We start from the raw sequence: 18,931 nt of genomic DNA on the forward strand, positions 1-18,931 counted from the left end.
TAATTTGTATGTTACCCTTTCTTCCATTATGCCCAAAATAAAACAGACAGATACACATTTCAATCATGTACCCGCCTGTCTCATTTCAGTCTTTATTCAATTTTTATTTGCTCTTCCGCTCCTTTACCAGTGCAAATACACTCTGAAGTACAATGAAGAAGCACAGCAGGATTGCTGTTACAATGTTGGACCAGGAGCTGATCAGTTTTCCATTGGTTTTAACCAAAGTAGAAATCGTACCATTGATCAATACACCAAACAAGGAACCAAGTACATTTCCTACGCCACCGGTAAGAAGTGTACCACCGATGACTGCGGAGGAAATAGCGTCCATTTCAAGGCCGGTTGCCTGGGTGGTGGTACCTGCCATGGTATTCAGGCAGTAGCAGATTCCGCCGATGGAAGTAAGGAAACTGGAAAGAATATATGCCTTCATCTGTGTTTTCTTAACATCAAGTCCCATCAGGGTTGCAGACTGCTGATTGCCACCTACTGCGTAAATACTGCGGCCGAAGCGTGTGTATTTCAGCATCAGATAAATAGCAAGAACTACGATCAATGCAACTACAACAGTTACACGAAGGTATGGAAACTGCATGATTCCCTTTTTGTTCAGATACCCTCCAAAGGGAAGGGAAATCTTAAAGCTGGAAAGAGTGGTAAAAATCTTGTCAGAAACAATACTTACCTGCTCTTTACAGATCACAGCTGTCATACCTCTGGCAAAGAACATTCCTGCCATAGTAACGATGAAAGGCTGGATTTCCAGGTAGGAAATACAGAAGCCCTGAACAATACCAAATATAATGCCAATTGCAAGGATCAGAAGCATAAGTACCGGGCTGGACCATCCCCACTGCTCAATTCCCACTGCCAGGATCATACAGTCCATAGCAACCAGGGAACCTACGGAAATATCAATACCGCCAGTAAGCATAACGCATGTCATACCAGCTGTGATGCAGATCAGACCTGCATTGTTGATCAGGATGTTCAGAAATGTCTGGAAACGGGTAAAGCCTTTGTCCGCATATACGATACATCCTGCAGCATACATTACAAAGAATAATACAATGGTGATCAGCAGCAACAGGTTATTGCTGTTTATTTTTTTCTTTTTCATGCCCGAGCTGCCTCCTTTCCGGATTTCTTTGTCAGCTTCTTAAAGAAGGCTTTGGCTGGCTCAGCCTGAATTACTACGATGATAATAACTACGATTGCCTTAAATACCGGTGCCTGTGCAGAAGAAACACCAAGTGCATACAGAGTTGTGGTAATCGCCTGGATGGTGTACGCTCCAATGATGGAACCTGCCAGGGAAAACTTACCGCCGCCAAGGCTGTTGCCGCCAAGTGCTACAGAAAGAATTGCATCCAGCTCCATGTTCAGACCGATGTTATTGGTATCTGCTGAATAGATTCTGGAGGTTGCAACCATACCTGCAAGACCTGCACAAAGACCGCAGATTGCATAGCACATAAGGATGATTTTTGCGGAATTAAAGCCTGCGATACGGGAAGCTTTTTTGTTAATACCAACACTCTGGATGTAAGTTCCAAGTGCTGTGTAGCGAAGTACAATAGAAGCAATTGCTACACACACAGCAGCCACAATGATCGGTGTAGGAATGATTCCGCAGTAAGCGCCAAGCTTCTGGAAAGAAGGAACTCGAACATAAACGATCTGGCTGTTGCAAAGAAGAAGTCCTACTGCTCGGCCTGCCGACCATAGGATCAGGGTGGCGACCATAGGCTGAATATTCATATAGGCAACCAGAAATCCATTAAAAACGCCACAGATCAAAGTGACAAGAAGTCCGGCTCCAATGCCAACCAGCAGCGGATGCGCATATTCCTGCACATTTACATTTCCGTATCCTGCAAGGATCATACAGCAGACACCTGCGTAAAGACTCATTACGGAACCAACGGAAATATCAGTACCACCGGAAGCAGATACAACAAGTGTCATACCGATTGCCAGTATGGCGATTTCACTTCCACGGTTCAGGATGTCGATCAGACGTCCGTAAAGTACACCATTCTTAATGGAAATCATAAAGAAGGAAAGCGGTGCACTTCCTGTTGCAATATCATATACTACGTTGATCAGCATGACCAGGATCATACTGAAAACCGGAAGGAACAGACGTTTCTGCGCCAGTTTTTTGAAATTACCCATTACTGCTCACCTCCTGCGATTGCTTTCATTACGTTCATCTGATTCATATCTGCCTCATCAATCTCTCCAACCTTCTGACCGTCACGGAGAACTGCCATACGGTTGCAGGTACGGAGCATTTCCTCAATCTCAGAGGAAATGAAGATCAGACTCTTTCCTTCATCCGCAAGCTTCAGAACCAGCTTCTGGATCTCTGTCTTGGTACCGATATCGATGCCTCGAGTAGGCTCGTCCAGAATCAGGAAATCCGGGTTTGTTGCAAGCCATCTTGCAAGGATAACCTTCTGCTGGTTTCCACCGGAAAGCTGTTTGATCAAGGTCTCACGGCTTGCACATTTGATCTGGAGAAGATCAATATACTTGTCTGCAATCTCACACTGTTTTGCCATAGGGATCTTTTTCAGAATTCCCTGTTTTGCCTGAATTGCAAGGATGATATTTTCTCTTACGGACAAATCTGCAACAATTCCCTCCGCTTTACGGTCATCAGGAAGAAGTCCCATTCCAAGATGCATGGCATCAATAGGATTTTTCACCTTAACTTCCTTGCCTTTTACTTTCAAAGTACCAGTCTGGGCGCGGTCAGCACCGTAAATAGCACGTGCCAGTTCGCTTCGTCCGCTTCCAAGAAGTCCGGTAAGACCGATAACCTCTCCTTTGTGGATATCAAGGTCAAATGGTTTGATGGTTCCTGCGTGGCTTAAGCCACGGGCTTCGATTACCATCGGCTCTTTTCTCTTATCTCCTGTGCTCTCCGGTTTAATGGAAGCAAGATCGTCGAAATCTTTTCCCATCATAGCTGCTACCAGCTTCACTCTCGGAAGATCTGCGATCTCATACTCGCCAACCAGCTGACCATTTCGAAGAACGGTAATTCCGTCACATACTGCATAAACCTGTTCCAGGAAATGGGTAACAAATATGATTCCTACACCTTTCTCCTTCAGTCTGCGCATCATGGTAAAAAGCTTTTCTACTTCACGATCATCCAGTGAAGATGTGGGCTCATCCAGAATGAGCACCTTACAGTCCATATCTACAGCACGGGCAATTGCGATCATCTGCTGCAATGCCAGTGAATATTCTTCAAGATTACGTGTTACATCAACGTCAAGCTCCAGCTGTTTCATAAGGGCAGCTGCCTGACGGTTCATTGCCTTTCGGTTGACCGTTCCAAGCTTTGTCAGCGGCTCGCGGCCTATGTAAAGATTCTCTGCCACCGAAAGGTTTGGACAGAGGTTTACTTCCTGATATACAGTAGAAATGCCCTTCTTCTGGGCGTCCATGGTATCTTTATTTACGATGGGATGATCAAATCCTTCCAGATAAATCTCTCCAGCCTCAAATTTATTTACGCCGGTCAGGCACTTGATCAATGTGGATTTACCCGCGCCATTCTCTCCCATCAGCGCGCGGATTTCACCTTTTTTCAATGTCAGATCCACGCCTTCCAGTGCTTTTACACCTGGGAATGTCATGCAGATTCCCTGCATTTTCAATACTACTCCTGCTTCCAACGCGATTCCTCCCTTCCCGTTATCAACTTCATTTTTCATTCTCCTCGTTGCTCGCGAAAATTAAGGGGAAGAAAATCCGCATTGGGACTTTCCTCCCCTATTCGTTCATCTTTATCGATTTTCAGCTGCTTGCTGATCACCAATTTCGATGTTTACGGATTGTTTCACAGCTCTGCTGTTTTCACACTCTCCGATTGATTTTTCTGATTAGTAAGCACGTCCAGCCAGAACTTCATCAGTCATAGTTGTTGCATATTCGCTCTCGATTCCAGGTGCTACGAATGCCTGATCCTCAACAAGTGTTGTCTTCTCAAATTCTTCGCCTGCCTGCATTTTTTCGATTACGCCCTTAACAACCTCAGCCTGGATCGGGTTACACTCAACGTTGCAGTTGATCTTTCCGTCTAATGTGTACTGAAGTCCATCGTGTGTTGCATCGAAGGAAATAAGAGTTACATCGCCGTCAACACCGTAGGTGATACCTGCTGCATCCATTGCATCCATTGCGCCGTATGCTTCGTTATCGTTCTGGCAGACAACTACATTGAACTGTCCCTCGTAGGATTTGATGAAGGACTCCATAACTTCCTGGCCACCAGCCTGTGTAAAGTCACCGGACTGAGAATCAAGGATCTTCCAGTTGTCATGCTCGCCAGCTACCTGATTGAATCCTTCTGTACGTCCAAGTGCTGCGGAAGCTCCTACGGAACCTTCGATTACAAGAATGTTAGCATCTTTATCGCCAAGATACTCAGCTAACCAGTTACCAGCTGTGATACCTTCGTTTGTTGTGTTTGTTCCAACCCATGCATCATATAAGTCGTCGCTTGCTTCGATCTCACGGTCTGCGATGATTACAGGGATTCCTGCATCCTGTGCTTCCTGAAGAACGGTGTCCCAGCCAGCGGACTGGATCGGAGCGATTACGATGTAATCCATATCTTTACTAATGAATGTACGAACTGCTTCAAGCTGTGCAGCATTGTCATTGTCGCAGTCTACAAGATCAAGGCTGTATCCGTTCTCTTCTGAGAAAACGTCCTGATAGTTCTGGGTGTTTGCTGTACGCCAGTCTGATTCATGTCCAACCTGTGCGTATCCAACTGTTACCAGATCGTCAGCGTAAACCGGCATAGCCATCATGCTGAGTGTTGCTGCTGCGAGTGCCATAACTGCTAATTTCTTTTTCATGTGATTGTTCCTCTCTTTCTTTTAGAAAAATACTTTTGCAGGTCGCGCCTGCCATTGGTTTCTCGTTCAACACTGATCCGTTTGCTGTCTTAGCTTTCCGTCCGTTCTTTGAATCCGTGTTCTTCTTGATGTCTATAATTTAGCGAAAATCAACATAAATTTCAATATTGTTTTCCCGTCTTTTGGTTGTTTCGTCAGTTCAAACAATACAAATTTGTTGGTTTTCATAGTGAAATACAGACAAATTTATATTATAATGAATTTCAGGCAGGAAAAGGGGTGATATTTTATGATTTCTCATTTAGAAAGTTTGTTTTCTTATGATTTTGTGAAAAATATTACACCTTTTTCTATGTTTTTCGATTTGGCAAACTGTCTAAGCTGGAAAAAAAAGGTTTGATCATTTGAAAAAAGGTATAATATTTTGGGTTTTAGAAGTGAAAAAGCAGAAGATTTATTGGGAAATCATAAATAATTCATGTGAAAATTTTATGAAATAACTATCCCAGCAAAATAAAAAAACCAGAGTGGCGCGACAGATTGCGGGAATACTTTTTCAGACACGCTCTAGAGCGTGTTTGGAAAAGGCTTTCTGCAAGATGTGCGTCACAATTTGTGGGAGATTTTGTCCGGAGGAGGGCGTCGTAGCGGGCTACGACAACCGAATTCGGGCAAAATATACCGCAAAGTGGGGCGTACAGATTGCAGGAATGCTTTTTCAAACACGCTCTAACCTAAGAAAGAGGAACTAAAATATATGGCTATCAAATATAAATGGCTGGTTGAACAGCTAAGAGAAATCATTTCAGATTCTATTCAAAAGGGAATCAACAAGCTTCCCACCGAACAGGAGCTGGCTGTCAGATACCGTGTCAGCCGACAAACGGTCCGGGCTGCGCTGGCGGTTCTTGAAGATGAGCGGGAAATCCGCCGCATTAAAGGGAGCGGAGCTTACATTACCGGACTTTCCAGCCTGGAAGACCGGAATATAGTTGGAATTCTGATTCCCGATGAACAGCAATATGAATATCCTGCACTGATAAATGATATTCGTGTGGCGCTGGCTGCGGAGGGATTTTCCTGCAAGGTTTACCCCACTCACAATCATGTGGACCAGGAACGGCAAATCCTTCAGTTTCTTTTGAAAAGTCCGCTGCGGGCACTTATTGTGGAGCCTGTAAAAAGCGCCTTACCATCACCTAATACAGAGCTTTATCAAAGGCTGATACAAAGGGGAACTTCCATTTTGTTCCTGGGATGTGCTTATCCCCAGTTGTCTCAGATTCCAGTAATCTATGAAGATAATCTATATGGGGCTGGTCTTCTGGTGCAAAGTCTTGTGGAAAAAGGCCACTCTTCTATCGCCGGTATTTTCCAGATGGACGATCAGCGGGGACTTGAACGCTACCAGGGATTTCTGGATGCTATGCAAAATCAGGGGCTGACTGTACCAGACCGCAACATCTGCTGGTACACCACACAGGAACTGGATGATTTCCGTCAGAGCCAGGATATCAGCTTCCTGAAAAAATTTCTAGAACGGATCACCCCCGACTGCACTGCGTTTATTTGTGAGGATGACTTTATTGCATGGCTGTTATGGGAAGAGCTGTCGCTTGGACAGGAGAAAAAGATAGCAACTCATGCTTCCCTTTCATCCTCTCTTCAAAGCACTGGATTCAAGACTACTTCCGCCGACCATAGTTTCGAAACCACAATAACACTAGCCGCCTTCAATACCAGCTACCTTACCACATCTGGTCTGCTCCGCGCCACAACACTGACACACCAGACACACCAGCCTGGTACTCTGGCCGCCCAAATGAGCATAAACAAATTAAAAGGACTCCCTGTCTCTTCGCAGGAAGTCCCATGGCAGTTATCACTGCCGAAATCGCATAATTAATTTTGAATATCATGCAGTCCCCTTACTCCGATATTCCCTTGGGCTGCACCCGGATTTTTTCTTAAACACATAACTGAAATAATGGGGATCCTTATATCCCACCTCCTGTGCGATCTCTCCGGACGACTTGTCCGTCTCGCGCAGGAGTTTTTTCGCTCTGTCAACACGTTTGCAGGTAATATACTCTACAAACGTCTTCTGCATATTCTGGCTGAAAATTGCGCTTAAATAGTTGGCACTCATATTCACCGCATCCGCTACTTCATTCAGGGAAATGGTCTCTTTATAGTAATTCTCATCAATATAATCCAGCACTTTCCTCATGGCGCTGTTGCCCTGAGACTCATTCTTCTCATCCCTGATATCAATGGCACTCTGAAGAATGTCCACACAATACCCTGCCACCTGCGATGCCTTGATACTGGTATCCTGATATTTTCCCTCGATCCGTTCTGTATAACCCTCTTTTTCCACACCAATGGATTCCAGATACATAATAGTTGTAAACCGAATATGAAGCACCACATAATCCCGGAACATTCTGGACTCCAGTGCCTTACTCATTCCACCCAGATATCCCTGAACGAACTCCTGGATCTCACTGCTGCTTCCTTTTGTGAGAAAATCCTTGATGATCTCAGGATTCAGCTGTGAAGAATCCACTGCTGCCAGCCGGTTCTCCCCCTGCGAGTTTACATAACTTTCCAAAGTTTCTTCTGTAAGCACATGAAGCCCCGGCACCATAAAACGATATGCAAAATAATGATTCACGCTCTGATAACACTGGGAAAGCAGGCTCAATCTCTCCACAGGTTTTCCTACCGCCACATACCAGTCCATCTGCTCTTCCCCTTCGCAGGTCCGTTTCACATACTCCACGCAATTATCTGTCAGCTCCGGAAGCCGGGACAATTCCCCCTTTACCAGAACTCCGTAGCTGTTTACATTCCAGCGGAAAAGCAGATACTGGGGATATCGGAGAAAATAATGAAGCACTTCATCCTGTTTCCGAAGAAAACCTGCCATCTTGTCCTTATTTTTCTCCTGTAAATACAGGAAAAGCAGATTATATCCTGCTGCCGTAATTTCTATGGACTGACGCTCTGCCTCATCATAAATCTCCTTAACCGACAGCTCACCCTCCAGAATTTTCTCCATAAAACGCCGTCTGGAAAACTGCTCATACTCCTGGATCTCATTCTGGAACTGGGTGCGGTAGTCCTCCTGCTCCTGATCCTGCTCGATCTTATCTTTCAGTTCAAGAAGTACATTTTTCAGCTTCATTCTGGTAACCGGCTTCAGAAGATACTGATCAACGCCAACTTCAATTGCCTGCCTTGCATATTCAAAATCATCATAACCACTGATAATAATAATCTTCATCCGCGGAAATTCTTTGCTCACAATTTTACTTAGGGAAAGCCCATCCATAAAAGGCATTTTAATATCCGTGATCAATACATCCGGCTTCGTCTTACGGATCAGGGGCAAAGCCATTTCCCCGTCTGCTGCTTCTCCTACAAAACGGTATCCGAACTGATCCCAGGGAATCCTGTCCCTGAGCCCTTCGCGGATCACCGTCTCATCTTCAACCAGAAATACCTTCCGTAACATTTTCTTCCTCCCCAACGTTCTCCTGGGTATACACCCGCTCCGGAACATAATATGCTTTCTCTATTTCTTTGCCAGCTTCCATATCCTGAATGATCTGCTCCACGTATTTTCCCTGGTCAGGATTACACTGGACATCAATGTTGATCTCCCCGTTTCTCACCAGCTCCACGCCGGCATCCACCGCATCAAAGGAAATTACCGTAATATCGCCGTTCACTCCTGCAGTTTTTCCTGCTTCTCTGATGGCTTCAAGAGCACCAAAAGTCATGTCATCGTTCTGTGAAACCACCACATCTATGTCCTCATACTGATCCAGAAGCCTTGCCATCTCTTCTTTTCCTTTTGCTGTGGTAAATTCTCCGTCTACCTGTTGCAAAATATTCCAATTGCGCTGCACCTTTGCCACTTCATTGAACCCACGGGTTCTGCCGATGGTGGCGGAGGCGCCTTTGGTTCCTTTCAGCACTACAATGTTAACTTCGTCATCTTCCCTGCCCTGCTTTTTCATGTAATCCTCAAGCCAGTAACCAGCATCCTGTCCTTCGCGGACAAAATCGGAACCAACCCAGGAAGCATAGAGGGAGTCATCATCCACAGAAACCTTACGGTCTATGAGAATTACCGGAATCCCGGCATCCTTCGCCTCTTGAAGCACAGTGTCCCATCCAGATTCCTCAATAGGAGAAAGTACGATATAATCCACCTGCTGGGAAATAAAGCTTCGGATGGCCTTGATCTGATTGGCCTGCTTCTGTCTGGCATTGTCAAAAATCAGCATGTAGCCGTTTGCCCTGGTGAAAGCGTCCTGAATGGACTGAGTGTGGGCACTTCGCCATACAGATTCGCTTCCCACCTGGGCAACACCTACTACGATCAGATTATCGTCCTCCGCAGGAGTTTCCTGCACTTTACTGCTCAAAGGGCTTCCCAGAAGAGCCAGTGCCACAAGCACAAGTACAACCGGCGCCACAGCCCAGATATTTTTTCTTATAAACTGTCTCATACGCCTGTCTCCTCCTGCTGTGGCTGTCCACCCTCAATTATCTTATTGTCATTCTGCTGTTTCGGATTATTTTCTATTTTTTTATTTGCGTCAGAATTCACGCTGTTGCTGACATCAACCGCTTTTGCTGTATCATTCCCTGTTTTCTCCACCGGAGCTTCCAGAATAGCCGGGATCACAATCTCCACTGTAGTTCCCTTGCCCTTCTGTGACTGGATCTTCATTCCATACTCCGGTCCGAAATACATGTGGATACGCTCATTTACATTTGCCAGACCAAAGCCCTTCTCCGTCTCCTGGCAGGGCTTCTCGATCTGCTGGCGAAGCTGTTCAAGCTCTTCCTCATCCATGCCCACACCATCATCCCGGACAGTCAGACGGATAATATCGCCCTCTTTTTCCCCGTGAATGTGAATACAGCCTTTGGCACGTTTATATTTGATTCCATGGTAAAGTGCATTCTCCACCACTGGCTGAAGGGTCAGTTTCAGAATCTGATATTTATAAATCACCTGATCCAGCTGAATGTCATATTCCAGAATATCCCGATAACGCATCTCCTGAATCTGGAGGTAACTGCTGATGTGTTTTTCTTCTTCCTTAATGGAAATAAATTCCTTCCCTTTGCTGAGGATTTCACGGAAAAAGTCCGACAGTGTAACAACCATGGTCACCGCTTCGTCCGGCTCATTGGACTCGATCAGCCACACAATGGTGTCCAGCGTATTATAAAGAAAATGAGGCTGAATCTGCTCCTGAAGAAGGCGCAGATCTGCTTTTCGCATTTTCCGCTCGTCTTCCTTCACCTTATCGATCAGAGACTGCATGCTTCCTGCCATTTTGTTAAAGCTCACTGCAAGCTCAGCCACCTCATCATCGGAATCCGCCTGGGCTCTGGCATTGAAATCACCCTGGGCAATCTTCTCCGTAGCCTGGTTCAGCTGACTGATGGGCTGTATAATACCGGAAACGATCATCACCGCACTGACTGCAACCACAATGATCAGCACGCCGATCAGCACACTGCACACCACCATAAACCGCCCGATCTGATCCTGCAGGGTATCCGTAACCTTGTCCATATAACGTGTCTGATAATAAATATAATACTGAATATCATCCTGGATCAATTCCGTCAGAATGTAAATATTGTTGTCCAGCTTCTCAATATTTTCATTATATCTGCCACCGGCAGAAATGCTGTCCACAATATCGTCCACCCTTTTTTTCAGGGTATCGATATTGCGAAGAAGGCTCTCCAGCCACAGCTTGCTCTCAGATTCTGTGGTAATGGCTGTCAGTCTGGTAAACTCGCTGCGTAATTCATCTATTAAAGTATATGGATTCTTAAGACTTTTGTCTGTTTCGATGGTGTCCAGAGTGACGTAGCCAACAACCAGCTTATACAGGCTCTCATCCATCTCTTCTTTGAAATTCAGATTGTAATTGTTCGCCACAGTCATATTGCTTACGATCTCATCGTAGGTATTGCTGTAGCTTGCCATCGAGGCAAGAAGATACATCACAAGAAGAATAAACGGCAGTGTTACCACTGCCGCCAGTGTAAGAATTTTCTTTTTCATAAAGTAAAACTTACCCCCACTCCCGCAGGTCCCCCGACCTGCAAATGCTGCTGTTCACGATTTCTACCAAAAACACTTCGCCGAACAATACCGCAATATATTACATTATAATAATCCATGCCTACTGCACCGTCTCAATCATCTTCCCCACATAAGAATTCTGCACAAGCATAGGCTGCTCTGCTGCTCTCTTCATTTCCCCCTGTATATTGCCCTGAATATCCTGCAAACACTCCAGAAGCAGCGGATTGAAGGTTCCACACTCACCAGCCAGGATCATCTCCATAGCCTTCTCATGGGAAAATGCTTTCTTATATACGCGCTCACTTGTCAGTGCATCATATACATCCGCAACAGAAACCACCTGGGCTGCAATCGGAATTTCTTCCCCCTTCAGACCATCCGGATAGCCCTTGCCGTCATAGCGCTCGTGGTGCCATCTGCAGATCTGGTAAGCCACCTTCACAAGCTCCTCATCCTGATATACCCCAAGACTCTTCAGCATGGAAGCACCGATCAGGGTATGCTTCTTCATTTCCTCAAACTCTTCATTTGTCAGTCTGCCTGGTTTATTCAAAATCTTCTCATCGATTCCCACTTTACCAATATCGTGAAGGGCAGATGCTATTGTGATCATGTACTGGTCAGACCATTTCAGATCATATTTGTCTGTTTTCTGCATCAGTCTGTCCAGCAGAAATCCGGTCAACATCTTTATGTGCTGAACGTGCTGACCGCTCTCTCCATTACGAAATTCTACGATATGGCTGAGAATATCTATCAAAATTTGACTATTTTTTTCTTTTTCTCGAATTTGATCCGTTACAAGTGTGATTAGGCGCCTCTGTTTTGCGTATAATTTAATAGTATTATATACACGCCGGTAAACAACCTTGGCATCAAACGGGCGGCTGATATAGTCTGAAACTCCCATTTCATACGCCCGGCGTATATATGATTCTGTCTCCTCACTGGAGATCATGATGACCGGAATGTCCTCGATCCAATGGTTCCGGTTCATCGCCTCAAGAACTGCAAAGCCGTCCATGCCAGGCATTACAATATCAAGCAACACCAGTGAGATTCCTGCACCATACTCCCGAAGCACGGAGAGACATTCCTCCCCACTGCTTACTTCCATAGTCTTAAAATCATGGTGCAGAATCTCCGCAAGAATATCACGGTTCAGCTCAGCATCATCCACGATCAGAATCTGCTGTTTCAGCTCATCACGATTAACCTCTGCGCCGTCTGCATTTCCATCTTTTATCTCATTAGACTCGGTTACCACCAGATTCTTACGGGTTTTCGCCTGGTACATAAAGCGGTCAGCTCTTCCTACCACACTTCCGATGGTTTCATCTGCCCCGGCAATTGTTCCTCCAATACTCACAGAAAGCTGAAGCCCGGCATATCCCGGCACAGCAGCCAGGTGGATCTTATCATGGATTTCCTGCAGTCTTCCGGCAAATTTCACTTCTGTTACTCCGGGAAGCACCAGAAGAAACTCATCCCCGCCATAGCGGATCAGAATATCATCCTTACGGATATGCTTGCATATGGTTTCTGCAACAACAGTCAGTGCCATATCCCCGGCATTATGTCCATATGTGTCGTTATAAAGCTTAAAATCGTCCAGATCGATCATGGCAATTCCAGCCGGTCCCATCTGGGACTTCAATTCTTCTTCATAATAACGTCTGTTGTATGCCTTCGTAAGAACATCCTGGTACAGTCTCTCGTTATATCCAGTAAGGCTGCTGATCAGGCGCTCATGATCTTTCCGGTCGATCAGGCTGCTTTTGTCCATTTTCTTCAAAAGCTCCATTACATAAGGATTACCGTCAATTTCCAGATATTTAGCCATGATCTGATAAATGTCATCTCCAATAAATTCCAGCTTGCACAGCTCTGCCTTCCGTAAAAAGGCTTCCATTGCCACACAGCCCTGGCAAAAATGTCCTATGCACAAATCTGCTTTTTTTGTCTGTCCGCCCTCTGCTGCCAACAGACCTTCTGCATTCAATTTCTCCAGTTTTTCCTGGTCAAGAAGCCTTACAAAGTTAAAAACCCTACGGTAACAGACCATCTCGTATTCTGCCTGCTCCATGGTGATTTTGTAATCTGATACCATACTTTATCCATCCTTCTTCGTTGTAAAGCATATTTGGACAATAAGCTTTCTCAACTCTTCCTCTGTATATGCAATATAATCTGGTTTTTCCATACCTTCCGGAACCGTATAACGGTGATGGTTCATCCAGATGGTCTTCCATCCGGCATTTTTTGCACCTGCAATGTCATTCTCCAGAGAATCCCCGATCATAAAAGTATTCTCCGGCTTCATTCCCCATTTTTCTTCTGCCATGCGGAAGATCTTCACATCCGGCTTGACCACGCCCACACCTGCAGACACGATCAGCTGATCCTCTGTAAACCATTTATCAAGTCCCAGTGTGTGGAACTTCTGAACCTGATGGGAAAAAGGTCCGTTGGTGATCACGCCCATTTTCACTCCGGCAGCTTCGCATTCGTCCAGCAGTTGTGTCATTACCCCTGAAACATGAAGATGGGACTGATTCTCTTTATATCTCTTCTGGAAGAGCTCTGCCTGCTCTCTGGTAAAGGGAATTCCAAGGTCTTTCATAGTATTTTCAATTCTGTAAATCCGGGATTCATGAATGGAAACCTGTCCACTCTCGCTGAACAGAAACATTTCAGCGCTTCTTTTCCCGAAAATCCGGTAAAACAGCTCCGGATCCGGAAGCTTCCTGCCCAGACTGAACTCACAAGCTGTAAGCAACGGCTCCATCTGGCTGTATAAGGTATCATCTATATCGAAAACCAGAAATCTTTCGTTGTTCATTTTGCTGACTCTTTTCCTTTTTCGTATAACTCTAAAAAATATTATGCCGCAGTCTGCAGACAATAAAATAATTATACCTTTTTAAGGTAGGTTACGCAATCTATTATTCAGTTTTCTATGTGTTTTCTAACTATTTCAAAGCAGAGTATATTTGAAAAATCTGTTTCGCAACCGGCATGCCTCGCTTTGTGGGAAATTTTGCCCGAAAAAAGAGGTTCACCTTTTTTACAGATGAACCTCTCTCATTCTATTATTTACATTTCCGTGGCTGAATCAATCCCGGTTCTCCTGCCTTAGAGCGTGTCTAAAAAGCATTCCGGCAATCTGTATGCCTTACTAGAGCGTATTCGCCCAAGTGTTTAATTCCAGCCCTCGCCGTACTGGAGACCTGAGCCGCCTTCGTTATTCTCCCAGTCTTCCAGAAGATTATCATCCTGGCTGCTTCCCTGACCGTCACCGTTGTCCTTGGAATCCGTACTCTGTGTATTTGTGTTCTCGCCAAGAGTTACAGTTACTGTCTCTTCTTTGTAACCTTTTCCATCCGGAACCTCAATGGTAAGCTCTACATCCTCACCAGGCTCGTAGTAGGAAAGGAAATCAACCAGCTGTTCCTTGGTTGTAACAACCTTGCCTGCAAATTTTGTAATGATGGATTTTGCTTCAATACCAGCCTCATCAGCTGCACCGCCTTCTGTTACGTCTCTTACAAGAACGCCTTCCGGAACACCGTATGCTTCACTTACTGCACTGTCAACACTCCGAACTGTGATTCCCAGAACACCGTGGTTATCAACTTTATCTCTGGTCTCCTCATTCATCAGGCTCTCCAGCGTATCTGTTACATCAGAAATTGCAATTGCATAACCGATACCCTCAACCGCTGTGGAAGCAAGCTTTGCAGAGTTGATACCAACAACCTCACCGTTCATGTTCAGAAGAGCACCACCGCTGTTGCCTGGGTTGATTGCTGCATCTGTCTGGATCAGGTTTGTAGCGGAATTGCTGTCGCTGTCATAATCGCCGACTGTATCATCAGAATTCAGCTGACGGTTCTTGGCGCTTACAATACCGGTTGTTACGGACTGACCATAACCAAGTGCGTTACCAATTGCAACAACCTGTGCACCAACCTTCAGGTCATCGGAATTACCGATAGTTGCAATCGTAATGGCATCCATTGTATCGCTGTCAATATCATCCAGGGAAACTGCTACAACTGCAAGATCCCTCTCGCTGTCATAACCTTTTACCTTAGCCTCACATGCTGTGCTGTCACAGAAGCCAACAGATAAAGTCTCCGCACCTTCTACTACATGATAGTTGGTTGCGATCAGAAGCTCGGAATCGTTCTTACCAATGATAATACCGGAACCGCTTCCCTGTACTTCTCTCTGCTCAGGAGAGTAAGCACCGTACTGACCAAACATTCCGTAGTAGTTCTGAACCTCTTCTACAGATTTGGTTGTAATGGAAACGATACTTGGCATTGCCTCTTCTACAATATCAGATACATCAAGGCTACCCTTTGCTGTACTCTCATCTTTGCTGTCATCCTGGGAATCATCCGATTTCTTCTCGGATTTCAGCAGCTCAACTTTACCTTCGCTTGCTGCCTGTACGTTCTGCTCATAGCCTGTCAGATAGTTAACTCCTGTATATGTCCCTGCTGCAAGGCCGCCTGCCAGTACTGCGCAAAGACTAATGCTTGCTGCCTTTTTAAGTTTTCTCTTTAATTCTTCATTTCTATTCTTCATGATAAAAGCCTCCTTTAGAAACTCCTTTATGTTCTCTTCATTTGATAGTTCACAGTATAGAGACAATTTGTGTTCTCTTTGTGGGAAAAATGTGTTTAAATTGTTAAATTCCGCCTTTTAATATTAGAGCGTGTTTGAAAAATCATTCCCGCAATCTGCACGCCCCACTTTGCGGGAGATTTCACCCGAATTCGGTTGCCGTAGCCCGCTACGGCGCCCTCATCCGAGCGAAATCTCCCACAAATTGTGACGCACATCTTGCAGAAAGCCTTTTTCAAACACGCTCTAGCATTAAAAAACCCGGACTGCAAGGCAATCCGGGTAAAGAACAATCATCTTTATTTGTTCGGCATGATCCAGAATTTCATGGTCGGGTAGCTGAGAACTACCTGAACCAGAATGTTCAGAACATTTGCGAGTGTAGGTGCAAGTGCTTCGGAAATACCGATGTTTACGAAAAAGCTCTGGCTGTAAGCCGGAAGTGCTGCGGATACAAGCACCAGCACAACTGCAAGTACAATGTATTTCGGTACAGCCTTCTCAAACGCTGCATTGGATTTGAAAACCAGATTCTTCTGTACAAAGAAGTTTACGGTCTGAGCTGCTGCAGTTGCAACCAAAAAGCTTAAAAATCCACATAAACCAAGATTGGACTCGATATTATCTGCGTAATTGAACACCAGAAACTTAAATGGTGTATTTGCAAAGCTTTTGAAAATAAAACCGGTGCACAGCCACATGATAATGAAGTTTGTAATAGTTGCGCAGTTGGATAATACGTTAAATTTAATAAACTCCCAGATGTTTGGGTGATCTTCGATTAACTGTTTGATTTTTCCCATAATGATACTCCTCCTATTTCTGCTCTTCCAGATCTTTCTCATACTGCTTGTTCAGCTTCTGGTTTCTGAAAAATCCGCTGATTACTTTTCCAAGTCCGCTGAAATGACCGTTTACAACCTTTAGAAGTCCCTCTACCATTTCCATGGAAACCATACCGCCTGTCATCTTGGCGATTGCACGGAATGGCATGTTGTACTGGAACAAGGTGTTGAGATCCGGAATTCCCGCTGCCTCGCTCTTTTTCAGCTTTTCGCCCAGCTTTTTACAGATGAAGCGGGCAATTCCGCTCTTCGCGTAATACATCTGGCAAAGGGCATCGTTCATGCCAAGCTCGCCGCTCCAGCTTCCGTCCGGAATGGAATGTCCCAGGATCGTCTCGTACTCCTCATTTCCGACCTGCTGGATTTTTCCCTCCACGTAAGAAGAAACGCGGTTGGTATAGTATGGCATTACCTCAGTGGTTCCGATAATGGCAAGAGAATCCTGAAAACGGATATCCGCACAGCTTGCACCGATCATAATGCTGTAAACGCCGCCTTCTACTTCCCATTTATTTGTCTTCATATTCCAGTAACGGAATGTCTTGTCGTCGAACTTAATGGTAACGGTTTTCTCCTCGCCTGCCTTTAAGAACACCTTGGAAAAGCCTTTCAGCTCCTTGACCGGGCGGAAAACTTTTGCTCCCGGAAGTCCTACATAAAGCTGGGCAATCTCTGCACCATCATACTTTCCGGTGTTGCGAAGGGTAAACGTCGCCCCATCCGGCTTCACCTGAAGATTGTCATATTCAAATGTAGTGTAGGAAAGACCATATCCAAATGGATAGTTTACCGGCACACCTGCGGTGTCGAAGTAGCGGTATCCTACGTAAATTCCCTCTCTGTACTCAGAGTTCCGCTCCTGTGACGGATAGTAATTGTAAGAAGGAGTATCCTCATATTTCTTAATGTAAGTTTCTGCAAGCTTTCCAGATGGATTAACCTTTCCGGAAAGGATGTCAAGAACTGCGCCTGCACCAGCCTGTCCCATGAGGGCGGTATGAAGCAGGGCTTTGAAATGATGGTGCCATGGCATTTCGATAACAGAACCTGCGCTGATGATACCAACCATGTTTGCATTTGCTTTTGCCAGCTCCTGAATCAGGTTGATCTGGTTCTGGGGAATGCGGAGATGCTTACGGTCAAGACCTTCTGTCTCGCTTTTTTCGTTCAGTCCGAAGAAAAACAGAACTACATCAGAACGGCGTGCAAGATCCACGGCCTCTTTTTTCATAGCTTCGTCTTCCTTGCCGTCACGCTGATAACCGCGGACGATTCCAGTTACGGAAATTCCGCTGGTCTCCAGCATGTCCTTGATGGAATCTACTTTTGTGGAGTTTACCATGGAGGAACCTGCGCCCTGGTATCTTGGGTCAAAAGCGAAGTCACCGATTATGGCTGCCTGAACCTTCGCTCCAACCGGAAGGATTCCGTCCTCATTTTTCAGAAGAACTGCACTGTTCTCGCAGGCAAGACGTGCCAGCTTGTGGTGCTCCTCATGAAGGGCTTTCTTGTCCGCCACTTTTTTATAATGCTTTGCATTCTCGGTGGTAGTAAGTACCAGATCAAGAAGCTCGTCTACGCGCTCGTCGATGTCCTTCTCACTGATCTTGCCGCTTTCTACGCTGGCAAGAAGCTCTCTTGCCGCATCAAGTCCCGGAGTCGGCATTTCCAGAGTGGAACCGTTCTTTACACCGAGAGAATGGTCGTTAGAAGCGCCCCAGTCAGTGATAACAGAGCCTTCGAAGCCCCACTCATCGCGGAGAATGTCTTTCAGCAGATGCTCGTTTTCGTTGGCGTAAACACCGTTTACCTCGTTGTAGCTGCTCATAACCGTTTTCGCGCCACCCTCTTTGATGGCAATCTCAAAACCGGTGAGGTAGATTTCACGGAGAGTTCTCTCATCTACCACCGCATTCATTGCCATACGGCGAAGTTCCTGGCTGTTTACAGCGAAATGTTTTGCACAGGCTGCTGCTCCTGTGCTCTGCACACCGCGGATAAAAGCAGCTGCCATTTTTCCGGAAAGATAGGGATCCTCGGAAAAATACTCGAAGTTACGTCCACAGAGAGGATTTCTCTTAATGTTCAGTCCAGGTCCAAGAAGAACGTTTACGTCTTCTTCCATGGATTCTTCACCAAGGGCAACGCCTACCCTCTGCTCCAGCTCTTCATCCCAGCTGTTTGCCATAGCTGCCGCTGTAGGAAAACAGGTTGCCGGTACTGCTGGATTGATTCCCAGATGATCTCCTGCTCCTGCCTGTTTACGCACACCATTCGGTCCGTCTGAACAGAAAATCGCCGGGATATCCAGACGCGGGAAATCTCTTGTCTGCCACTCGCTTTTTCCGCTGAGGAATGCGGCTTTTTCCTTCAGGGTCATGTTATCTATGATATTCTGATATTTCATGCTTGTGATCGCTCCCTTCTATATT

Annotated in this window: 15 protein-coding genes and 1 pseudogene; 2 read left to right on the plus strand and 14 right to left on the minus strand. The window is 45.5% G+C overall.

Going from position 1 to position 18,931, the window contains the following annotated elements:
- Positions 1-103: 103 nt before the first annotated feature.
- From AB5Z12_RS00525 to AB5Z12_RS00545, 5 genes and pseudogenes are all read right to left on the minus strand, one after another.
- Entirely contained in the window at positions 104-1,123 is a 1,020-nt protein-coding gene (locus AB5Z12_RS00525; RefSeq protein WP_118577724.1) for a sugar ABC transporter permease YjfF, read from the minus strand.
- Positions 1,120-2,181 (minus strand): ABC transporter permease, encoded by a 1,062-nt coding sequence (locus AB5Z12_RS00530; RefSeq protein ID WP_118577725.1) that lies wholly within the window; start codon positions 2,179-2,181, stop codon positions 1,120-1,122. Before AB5Z12_RS00530 ends, AB5Z12_RS00525 begins: the two co-directional genes overlap by 4 nt.
- Complete coding sequence (locus AB5Z12_RS00535; protein WP_330386301.1) at positions 2,181-3,737, minus strand: sugar ABC transporter ATP-binding protein; 1,557 nt, start codon at positions 3,735-3,737, stop codon at positions 2,181-2,183. The genes AB5Z12_RS00530 and AB5Z12_RS00535 overlap by 1 nt, the downstream gene beginning before the upstream one ends.
- Before the next feature lie 168 nt (positions 3,738-3,905).
- The gene (locus AB5Z12_RS00540; protein WP_173769138.1) at positions 3,906-4,889 is read right to left on the minus strand and encodes an ABC transporter substrate-binding protein; all 984 of its coding nucleotides are present in this window, start codon (positions 4,887-4,889) and stop codon (positions 3,906-3,908) included.
- 500 nt (positions 4,890-5,389) lie between these two features.
- A pseudogene (locus AB5Z12_RS00545) lies at positions 5,390-5,551 on the minus strand (DUF6783 domain-containing protein); the annotation flags it as partial.
- Here AB5Z12_RS00545 and AB5Z12_RS00550 point away from each other — a divergent pair.
- Positions 5,489-5,641: a DUF6783 domain-containing protein gene (locus AB5Z12_RS00550; protein WP_320054993.1), complete on the plus strand. Its 153-nt coding sequence runs from the start codon at positions 5,489-5,491 to the stop codon at positions 5,639-5,641. The pseudogene AB5Z12_RS00545 and the gene AB5Z12_RS00550 overlap by 63 nt on opposite strands.
- A 5-nt stretch (positions 5,642-5,646) precedes the next feature.
- The gene (locus AB5Z12_RS00555; RefSeq protein ID WP_294425902.1) at positions 5,647-6,795 is read left to right on the plus strand and encodes a GntR family transcriptional regulator; all 1,149 of its coding nucleotides are present in this window, start codon (positions 5,647-5,649) and stop codon (positions 6,793-6,795) included.
- Between the two features lie 9 nt (positions 6,796-6,804).
- Here the strand turns inward: AB5Z12_RS00555 and AB5Z12_RS00560 are convergent, their stop codons facing one another.
- The 9 genes from AB5Z12_RS00560 to AB5Z12_RS00600 form a co-directional block, all read right to left on the minus strand.
- Positions 6,805-8,409, minus strand: coding sequence for a response regulator (locus AB5Z12_RS00560; protein WP_173718023.1), 1,605 nt, complete (start codon positions 8,407-8,409; stop codon positions 6,805-6,807).
- Positions 8,384-9,412, minus strand: coding sequence for an ABC transporter substrate-binding protein (locus tag AB5Z12_RS00565; RefSeq protein WP_195589577.1), 1,029 nt, complete (start codon positions 9,410-9,412; stop codon positions 8,384-8,386). The genes AB5Z12_RS00560 and AB5Z12_RS00565 overlap by 26 nt, the downstream gene beginning before the upstream one ends.
- Entirely contained in the window at positions 9,409-10,995 is a 1,587-nt protein-coding gene (locus AB5Z12_RS00570; RefSeq protein ID WP_368356799.1) for a sensor histidine kinase, read from the minus strand. Before AB5Z12_RS00570 ends, AB5Z12_RS00565 begins: the two co-directional genes overlap by 4 nt.
- A gap of 121 nt (positions 10,996-11,116) precedes the next feature.
- Positions 11,117-13,129, minus strand: coding sequence for a diguanylate cyclase (locus AB5Z12_RS00575; RefSeq protein ID WP_368356798.1), 2,013 nt, complete (start codon positions 13,127-13,129; stop codon positions 11,117-11,119).
- Between the two features lie 3 nt (positions 13,130-13,132).
- Positions 13,133-13,861 (minus strand): HAD family hydrolase, encoded by a 729-nt coding sequence (locus tag AB5Z12_RS00580; protein ID WP_118577735.1) that lies wholly within the window; start codon positions 13,859-13,861, stop codon positions 13,133-13,135.
- 359 nt (positions 13,862-14,220) lie between these two features.
- Positions 14,221-15,615, minus strand: a complete 1,395-nt coding sequence (locus AB5Z12_RS00585) for a S1C family serine protease (protein ID WP_148461379.1) — start codon at positions 15,613-15,615, stop codon at positions 14,221-14,223.
- Positions 15,616-15,710: 95 nt separating this feature from the next.
- Positions 15,711-15,872 (minus strand): DUF6783 domain-containing protein, encoded by a 162-nt coding sequence (locus tag AB5Z12_RS00590; RefSeq protein WP_306467751.1) that lies wholly within the window; start codon positions 15,870-15,872, stop codon positions 15,711-15,713.
- A gap of 81 nt (positions 15,873-15,953) precedes the next feature.
- Positions 15,954-16,457, minus strand: coding sequence for a GtrA family protein (locus AB5Z12_RS00595; RefSeq protein WP_118577927.1), 504 nt, complete (start codon positions 16,455-16,457; stop codon positions 15,954-15,956).
- A 13-nt stretch (positions 16,458-16,470) separates the two neighbouring features.
- Complete coding sequence (locus AB5Z12_RS00600) at positions 16,471-18,906, minus strand: glycoside hydrolase family 3 C-terminal domain-containing protein (protein WP_368356797.1); 2,436 nt, start codon at positions 18,904-18,906, stop codon at positions 16,471-16,473.
- Positions 18,907-18,931 lie beyond the last annotated feature (25 nt).

The organism is Ruminococcus sp. RTP21358st1_G6_RTP21358_211008 (assembly GCF_040908885.1).
GTDB lineage: Bacteria > Bacillota > Clostridia > Lachnospirales > Lachnospiraceae > Blautia_A > Blautia_A faecis.

Coding starts and splice junctions, on each gene's coding strand:
- AB5Z12_RS00525 (WP_118577724.1), bottom strand. CDS start 1,123: ATGAAAAAGAAAAAAATAAACAGCAATAACCTGTTGCTGCTGATCACC.
- AB5Z12_RS00530 (WP_118577725.1), bottom strand. CDS start 2,181: ATGGGTAATTTCAAAAAACTGGCGCAGAAACGTCTGTTCCTTCCGGTT.
- AB5Z12_RS00535 (WP_330386301.1), bottom strand. CDS start 3,737: ATGAAAAATGAAGTTGATAACGGGAAGGGAGGAATCGCGTTGGAAGCA.
- AB5Z12_RS00540 (WP_173769138.1), bottom strand. CDS start 4,889: ATGAAAAAGAAATTAGCAGTTATGGCACTCGCAGCAGCAACACTCAGC.
- AB5Z12_RS00550 (WP_320054993.1), top strand. CDS start 5,489: ATGTGCGTCACAATTTGTGGGAGATTTTGTCCGGAGGAGGGCGTCGTA.
- AB5Z12_RS00555 (WP_294425902.1), top strand. CDS start 5,647: ATGGCTATCAAATATAAATGGCTGGTTGAACAGCTAAGAGAAATCATT.
- AB5Z12_RS00560 (WP_173718023.1), bottom strand. CDS start 8,409: ATGTTACGGAAGGTATTTCTGGTTGAAGATGAGACGGTGATCCGCGAA.
- AB5Z12_RS00565 (WP_195589577.1), bottom strand. CDS start 9,412: ATGAGACAGTTTATAAGAAAAAATATCTGGGCTGTGGCGCCGGTTGTA.
- AB5Z12_RS00570 (WP_368356799.1), bottom strand. CDS start 10,995: ATGAAAAAGAAAATTCTTACACTGGCGGCAGTGGTAACACTGCCGTTT.
- AB5Z12_RS00575 (WP_368356798.1), bottom strand. CDS start 13,129: ATGGTATCAGATTACAAAATCACCATGGAGCAGGCAGAATACGAGATG.
- AB5Z12_RS00580 (WP_118577735.1), bottom strand. CDS start 13,861: ATGAACAACGAAAGATTTCTGGTTTTCGATATAGATGATACCTTATAC.
- AB5Z12_RS00585 (WP_148461379.1), bottom strand. CDS start 15,615: ATGAAGAATAGAAATGAAGAATTAAAGAGAAAACTTAAAAAGGCAGCA.
- AB5Z12_RS00590 (WP_306467751.1), bottom strand. CDS start 15,872: ATGTGCGTCACAATTTGTGGGAGATTTCGCTCGGATGAGGGCGCCGTA.
- AB5Z12_RS00595 (WP_118577927.1), bottom strand. CDS start 16,457: ATGGGAAAAATCAAACAGTTAATCGAAGATCACCCAAACATCTGGGAG.
- AB5Z12_RS00600 (WP_368356797.1), bottom strand. CDS start 18,906: ATGAAATATCAGAATATCATAGATAACATGACCCTGAAGGAAAAAGCC.